The following is a 6313-nucleotide window of genomic DNA, read 5'->3' on the forward strand; positions in this document are numbered from 1 at the left end:
GAGGCAGCCCGTCGCGCACCCCGGGGGGCGGGACGGCCGGCGCCGACGGCCGCTCGGACTCCCGGCGGGCGGCGCGGCGGCGGTGCGCGGTGCTCCCGGAACGCGCGAGCAGCTGCTCGACCGTCAGCGCCTCACCGTCGGCCGGCCGGTGCCGGGAGCCGTCGGGGACGCCGCGCCTGCGCGCGTCGTCGGCCCTCGGCTCGTCCCCCACCGCGTCGGCACCCTCTGTCCGTGATCTGCTCCGGTCCTCCGCCCGGAGGCGGGAGCCCTCCACGATACGGGGGTCGGCCGCGCCCACCCGCCGACGCGCGCAAGGCCTCACATCCCTTCCGCACCGCTCAATCGTGTGCCATCGAGAGGTGCGCCACCGGAGACGTGCGTAGCGTGGTGACGGTGAGACTTCCGTCGGTCCCCGGTCCCTCCGACGTCCTGGCCGCTGTGTCCGGCGCACGCGACGGCGTCGCCGACGCCTTCGCCCTGGTGCCGCGGGCCGGCGCCCTGCTGGGACGCATGGACGAGCTGCTCGACCACGTGTCCGACCTGCTGACGCGGGTCGAGGCCGTCGTCGACCGGGCCGACGCGGCGATCGCCGGGGTCGAGGGCACCCAGGCGAAGGCGGATGCCGCGATCGAGGCGGTGGGCCGCACGAACAGCTTGGCCGATCACGCCATCCAGGGCGTGGAGCGGACCAACACCAAGGCCGGCGAGGCGATCGAGGCCGTGGGCCGCACCAACACCAAGGCCGACCAGGCGATCGACGCGGTGGGCGGGACCTCCGGCCGCGCCGACGCCCTCGTGGGCCGGGCCGAGGGAATGGTCGGCCGGGTCGAGCCGATCCTGGACGACTACGCGCCGGCGCTCGCCTCGCTCGCCCCGTCCGTGCGCCGGCTGGCCGCCAGCCTGGAACCGGACGAGGTCGAGGCCCTGGTGACCCTCGTCGACCGCTTCCCGCAGCTCATCGTCCACCTGGACGACGACATCCTGCCGGTGCTCGAGTCGCTCGGGGACGTCGGGACGAACGTCCAGGACCTGGTCGAGACCGTGCAGGACATGCGCCAGGTCGTGAAGGGCTTCCCGGGTTCCCGCCTCTTCCGCCGCCGGGGGGCGGAAGAGATCGCCGAGGAGGAAGCCCGGTAGAACGGCCCTCCTGCCCCCACCACTCGCAGGCTCGTGGCGGGCCCTGCAGGAGGGCCGTTCCGGTCCGCCGCTAGGCGCCGGGGCCGGGACCGGTCTCCGTGGGGTAGCCCAAGGCGCGGACGACGTCGCCGATCCGCTCGAAGCTCTCTCCCTGCGGCAGCCGCTCCAGCTCGGCCACGACGGCGTCGGGTGCGCGGTGATCGCGGGCGGCCTCGACCAGATCGGGGCCGGTGCTCGGGAAGTCCGCCCGGTCCAGCCAGCGGGCCAGCTCGGCGCGGACGACCACCGTGTCGGCGTCCATGCCCACCGGCGTGCCACCGACGAGCGCGCCCCCCGGGTCGGCGGTGAGGTCGGGCTCGCCCTCGGCGACCGGCTCGGACTCCCGCCACTCCTCGGAGCGGGTGGCGCGCTCGGCCTTGAGCATCCCCTGGATGTCGTGCTCCAGCTCCTCGTCCACCCGGGAGTTGTGCTTGGTGCTGCGCTGGCTCACGCCGGCGAACTGACCTCCGGACTCGGTCACGTCGTCTCCTGTCTGTCGCTCCCGGCGACGCCGGGGGTCGGTCAGTCCTCGTCGAGGGCCGCGGGCTTGTGCACCGCGGTGCGTCCGCTCTTGTCGCTCTTCACCTCGTACTGCGGGTCGTCCTCGCTGGCCCGCACCGTCCGGCCGGAGGCCTCCGTGTCCGAGGTGATCTTCCGTTCGACGGTGCCCTCGACCGTGGTTCCGTGGCTCTTCCAGGTGACGTGGTCACCCTTCGTCAGGTCGTCGGCCATGTCGGGCTCCTCTGTCGTTCCGGAAGTGCACCTGCCCTGCCCGCCGCGCCCCGGGGGCACACATGTCACGGCGGTCACGTTCGCTCACCCGTTCGGGAGCCCCCCTCACCCGTGCGGGCGCTGGCAGGACGCCGTTCGTCACGTAGCGTCGTCGAGGACGAGGGCGCTACGGACATCCGCGCCGGTCAGCCGGGCACCGGCGACTACGGTGTGTGATCCACCGCCCCGTCCGCGATCGCCGGCCCGGTCGGCCCCATTCCCCCGGGGACGGCCGGGTCGGCCCCGCGCCCCCCCTACGCTGGACCGCCGTGACCTCCCTCGACGCCCCTGGCCCGGACGGTCCTGCGCACGAGGGACTCCGCCCGGTCGACGTCCTGAGCGTCACCGCGGTCACCGACGTCACGCCGTCGGTGCGCCGCGTGCTCCTCGCCGGCGCTCCGGACGCCGTCGCCGCCGCCGGCCCCACGGTGAACCTCCTCGTGCCGCGCGTGGGGGACGCCGAGCCCCGGTGGCCCCGGATCCAGCGGGACGGCCGCATCGTCTGGCCCGAGGGCAGCCACGGGATCGCCCTGCGGAGCTACACCGCCCGCCGGCAGGACGCGGTGGCCGGCGAGCTCGAGATCGACTTCGTGCTGCACGGGGACGGGCCGGCCGCCGCGTGGGCCGCGGCCGCCGCGCCCGGAGCCCTGCTCGCCGTGGCGGGCGCGGCCTCCCTGGCCGAGCGTCCTGCCTCGTGGCTCCTGCTCGTCGGGGACGAGACCGCGCTGCCGGCGATCAGCCGGCTGCTCGCGGCCGCCGGCCCGGGGACGACGGGGGTCGCCTTCCTCGAGGTGGCGGGGCCGGAGGAGGAGCAGCCCCTGACCGCACCCCCGGGGATCGAGATCCGCTGGCTGCACCGCGACGGCACCCCGCCGGGGGAGAGCACGCTGCTGGTCGACGCGGTGGCGGCCCTGGACCGCCCCGCCGGCGACGACGTCTTCGCCTGGGTCGGGGCGGAGTCGGCCGCCGTCCGCACCATCCGAGCCGACCTGCGCGGCCGCTGGGGGCTCACCCGGGCACAGCACCACGCGATCGGCTACTGGCGCCGCGGCCGCGCGATGGCCCCCGCCGGCTGACCTCGTCCGCCTCCTCCCGCGGCCGAGTTCTGCACGGTCGCCCTCTTCCGGCGCCTGATGGGGCGAGTGTGCAGATCTCGGCGCAACCGCCGACCGGTGTCCAGGGAGTTCACAGGTAGCGTCCAGCCCGACGGCAGTCCTCGCCCGCACCCTCGGGGGCATGACGGCACCCGCTCGTTCGACCGGAGGATCCGTGGCCGGCAGTCCGCAGACCCGCGCGCCGGAGGCCCGGCTGCTCGTGGTGGACGACGAGCCGAACATCCGGGAGCTGCTGTCGGCCAGCCTCCGCTACGCGGGCTTCGAGGTGGCCACCGCCGCCGACGGCCAGCAGGCGCTCGCACTGGCGGAGTCGTTCCGCCCGGACCTCCTCGTGCTGGACGTGATGATGCCGGGGCTCGACGGGTTCGGCGTCGTCCGGCGGATGCGGGAGTCCGGCCGCCGCACGCCGGTGCTCTTCCTGACCGCCCGCGACGCGGCCGAGGACAAGGTGTCCGGGCTGACCCTCGGCGGCGACGACTACGTCACCAAGCCCTTCAGCCTCGACGAGGTGATCGCCCGCATCCGCGCCGTGCTGCGGCGGACCACCGGCGCCCCGCAGGCGGCCGAGGCACCGCGGCTCACGTTCGCCGACATCGAGCTCGACGAGGAGAGCCACGAGGTCGTCAAGGCCGGACAGCTGATCAGCCTGTCCCCCACCGAGTTCAAGCTGCTGCGCTACCTCATGGCCAACGCCGGACGGGTGCTGTCGAAGGCGCAGATCCTCGACCACGTCTGGAACTACGACTTCAACGGCGAGGCCAACGTCGTGGAGTCCTACATCTCCTACCTGCGCCGCAAGATCGACACCACCGACCCCCGCCTGCTGCACACCATCCGCGGGGTCGGCTACACGCTCCGCCTGCCGCGGGGAACGTGAACGCACCCGTCCCGGCGCCGGTCCACAGCGGTCCCCGGGTGCCGCTGCGGGTCAGGCTGGTGGCGCTGCTCGTCCTGCTCGTGGCGGTCGGCCTGGCCGCGACCGGCGTGGCGGCCACCTCCCTGCTGAAGGACTACCTGCAGGACCAGCGGGACGAGGAGCTGCGGGCGAACGCTCGTGCCATCGTCGAGAGCCCGCGGTGGGGGGCCGATTTCTGCGACGGCGGCCGCCGGTACCTCTCCGCGGACCTCGTCGGCTGCTTCGTCCCGGCCCGGAACGGGGTGCTCGTCTTCGCCGGTCCGCTGGACGACACCGACCGCATGCCGGACATCGACCGGTTGGTCGACGACGCGCAGGACGCCCTCGAGGAGGCCGCCTCCGGCGAGGGCACGGACCACCCACAGCCGTTCACCGTCGGCGCGCAGGACGGCAGCACGTCCTGGCGCATGGTGGCGGCGGGGCTCCCGGACGGGAACACGGCGCTCTTCGGCAGCGACCTCGCCGGTGACGAGAAGGCGATCAGCCGGCTGGTGCGCATCGAGGTGACCGTCGGGCTGGTCGTGCTCACCGCGCTCGGCGTCGCCGGGTACGCGCTGGTCCGCACCAGCCTGCGGCCGCTCGCCGAGGTGGAGCGGACCGCGCAGGCGATCGCTGCAGGCGACCTCTCCCAGCGCGTTCCCGAGGGGGACCAGCGCACCGAGGTCGGGCGGCTCTCCGGGGCGCTCAACGGGATGCTGTCCCGCATCGAGAGCGCCTTCCGTGCCCAGCAGACCTCGGAGGCCGAGGCGCGGGGGTCCGAGGAGAAGATGCGCCGCTTCGTGGCCGACGCCAGCCACGAACTCCGGACGCCGTTGACCTCGATCCGTGGCTTCGCGGAGCTCTACCGGCAGGGCGCGGTCGGCTCCGACGAGGAGATCGCCCGCCTCATGGGGCGGATCGAGGCCGAAGGCGCCCGGATGGGCGTCCTCGTCGAGGACCTGCTGCTGCTGGCGCGCGTCGACCAGCGCCGGCCGCTGGCCATCACCCCGGTCGACCTCGCCGGGATCGCCGGCGACGCGGTGCACGACGCCCGCGCGGTGCAGCCTGACCGGCCGATCGCGCTGCACCTGGACGAGTCGCTCACCGACGTCCCGGTCGTCCTCGGCGACGAGGGGCGGCTGCGCCAGGTCGTGGGCAACCTGGTGACCAACGCGCTCACGCACACGCCCGCCGGCACCCGCGTGACCGTCTCGGTCGGTCAGGACGACGACGACGACGTCCTGCTGCTGCGCGTGAGCGACGAGGGCCCGGGCATGCACGCCGACGACGCGCGCCGGGCGTTCGAGCGGTTCTACCGGGCCGACTCCTCGCGCACCCGCAACGGCGACGGCGTCGCGGCCGGCGGCACCGGACTCGGGCTGGCGATCGCCGCTTCCCTCGTCGAGGCGCACGGCGGCGCGATCACCCTCGACACCGCACCCGGACGCGGCGCCACCTTCACCGTCCGCCTGCGCCGCTCCGGTCCGCCACCTCCACCGCCGGAGACCGGGGACGCCGGGGCCGCCGACCAGTCCGGCTGAGGCCGCCTGTCACCATTCGAACGTGACTTCGAACGACGGCGACGCCGCTCCCGACGCCGAACTGCTGACCGCGACGACCGAACTGGGCGATGCCCTCCGCGAGCTGATCGAGACCTCGGTGACCACCACGGTGGCCGCCGGCGAGGTCGCCGCGGCCGCAGAACTCGTCCGCGCCGCCACGGCCCGCATCGACGCCACCCGCCGCTCCGCATCCCAGCTGCCCCGCCTGGACGATCCCTCCGAGGGCCGCCGGGTGTTCAACCCCGTCACCGGCATCGCCAACCCGATGGCACCCCCGCTGGTCGTCCGGCAGGACGGCGACGGCGTCGTCGCCGAGGCCACCCTCGGGCTGGCCTACGAGGGGCCGCCAAGCTTCGTGCACGGCGGCATGAGCGCGCTGTTCATGGACCAGATGCTGGGCAGCGCCGCCGGTGCCGCGGGCCTGTGGGGGATGACGGCGCACCTCGAGCTGGACTACCGGGGGCCGCTGCCGCTGCAGACTCCGCTGGTGCTGCGAGCCCGTGTGGAGTCGCACGAGGGGCGCAAGGCGTTCATCACCGGCACCATCGCGCTCGTCTCGGACCCCGAGAAGATCCTGGTCGAGGCGCGCGGGCTGTTCGTCATGCCCCGCCCCGAGAAGCAGGCCGCCTACTTCGGCGCCATCACCGATGCGACCGGACGGCACGCCCCGCCCCGCCGTCCCGGTGACGCCACGGCGCTCCGGCTGGCCTGAGCCGGTGGACGACGTCTCCGTGGCCGCCCGGGCCGCCCGCGCCGCGGCCGACGTCCTGCTCGCCCTGCGGTCCGGCGGCACC

The 6313-nt window shown here is 74.8% G+C and carries 8 protein-coding genes; 5 read left to right on the forward strand and 3 right to left on the reverse strand.

Annotated elements, in window-relative coordinates; all coding sequences use genetic code 11:
* The coding region (locus BN344_RS20285) for a hypothetical protein (protein ID WP_040338650.1) at nucleotides 1–211 on the reverse strand (211 nt) is incomplete at its 3' end.
* Between the two features lie 182 nt (nucleotides 212–393).
* On the opposite strand from BN344_RS20285, the gene BN344_RS11850 reads away from it, so the two are divergent.
* Entirely contained in the window at nucleotides 394–1137 is a 744-nt protein-coding gene (locus BN344_RS11850; protein ID WP_040339162.1) for a hypothetical protein, read from the forward strand.
* Between the two features lie 70 nt (nucleotides 1138–1207).
* On the opposite strand, the gene BN344_RS11855 is transcribed toward BN344_RS11850, so the two are convergent.
* Nucleotides 1208–1657, reverse strand: a complete 450-nt coding sequence (locus BN344_RS11855) for a DUF2795 domain-containing protein (RefSeq protein WP_040338651.1) — start codon at nucleotides 1655–1657, stop codon at nucleotides 1208–1210.
* 41 nt (nucleotides 1658–1698) lie between these two features.
* The gene (locus tag BN344_RS11860; protein ID WP_040338652.1) at nucleotides 1699–1908 is read right to left on the reverse strand and encodes a hypervirulence associated TUDOR domain-containing protein; all 210 of its coding nucleotides are present in this window, start codon (nucleotides 1906–1908) and stop codon (nucleotides 1699–1701) included.
* A 308-nt stretch (nucleotides 1909–2216) separates the two neighbouring features.
* Between BN344_RS11860 and BN344_RS11865 the strand changes: the two genes are divergently transcribed.
* The 4 genes from BN344_RS11865 to BN344_RS11880 all read left to right on the forward strand — a co-directional run bounded on the left by BN344_RS11865 (nucleotide 2217) and on the right by BN344_RS11880 (nucleotide 6231).
* Nucleotides 2217–3023, forward strand: a complete 807-nt coding sequence (locus tag BN344_RS11865) for a siderophore-interacting protein (RefSeq protein ID WP_040338653.1) — start codon at nucleotides 2217–2219, stop codon at nucleotides 3021–3023.
* 193 nt (nucleotides 3024–3216) lie between these two features.
* Nucleotides 3217–3939 carry a response regulator transcription factor gene (locus BN344_RS11870; protein ID WP_040338654.1) on the forward strand — a complete coding sequence of 241 codons (723 nt, stop codon included), beginning with the start codon at nucleotides 3217–3219 and terminating at the stop codon, nucleotides 3937–3939.
* Nucleotides 3936–5498, forward strand: a complete 1563-nt coding sequence (locus BN344_RS11875) for a sensor histidine kinase (protein WP_051515828.1) — start codon at nucleotides 3936–3938, stop codon at nucleotides 5496–5498. Before BN344_RS11870 ends, BN344_RS11875 begins: the two co-directional genes overlap by 4 nt.
* Nucleotides 5499–5520: 22 nt before the next feature.
* A complete protein-coding gene (locus BN344_RS11880; protein ID WP_040338655.1) occupies nucleotides 5521–6231 on the forward strand; it encodes a PaaI family thioesterase in 711 nt (236 codons plus the stop codon).
* Nucleotides 6232–6313: the final 82 nt, after the last annotated feature.

It is taken from the genome of Candidatus Blastococcus massiliensis AP3, assembly GCF_000582785.1.
Classification (GTDB): Bacteria; Actinomycetota; Actinomycetes; order Mycobacteriales; family Geodermatophilaceae; genus Blastococcus; species Blastococcus massiliensis.

Bases quoted from the DNA above. Each gene is read 5' to 3' on its own strand.
- BN344_RS11860 (WP_040338652.1), bottom strand. From the start codon at position 1,908: ATGGCCGACGACCTGACGAAGGGTGACCACGTCACCTGGAAGAGCCAC.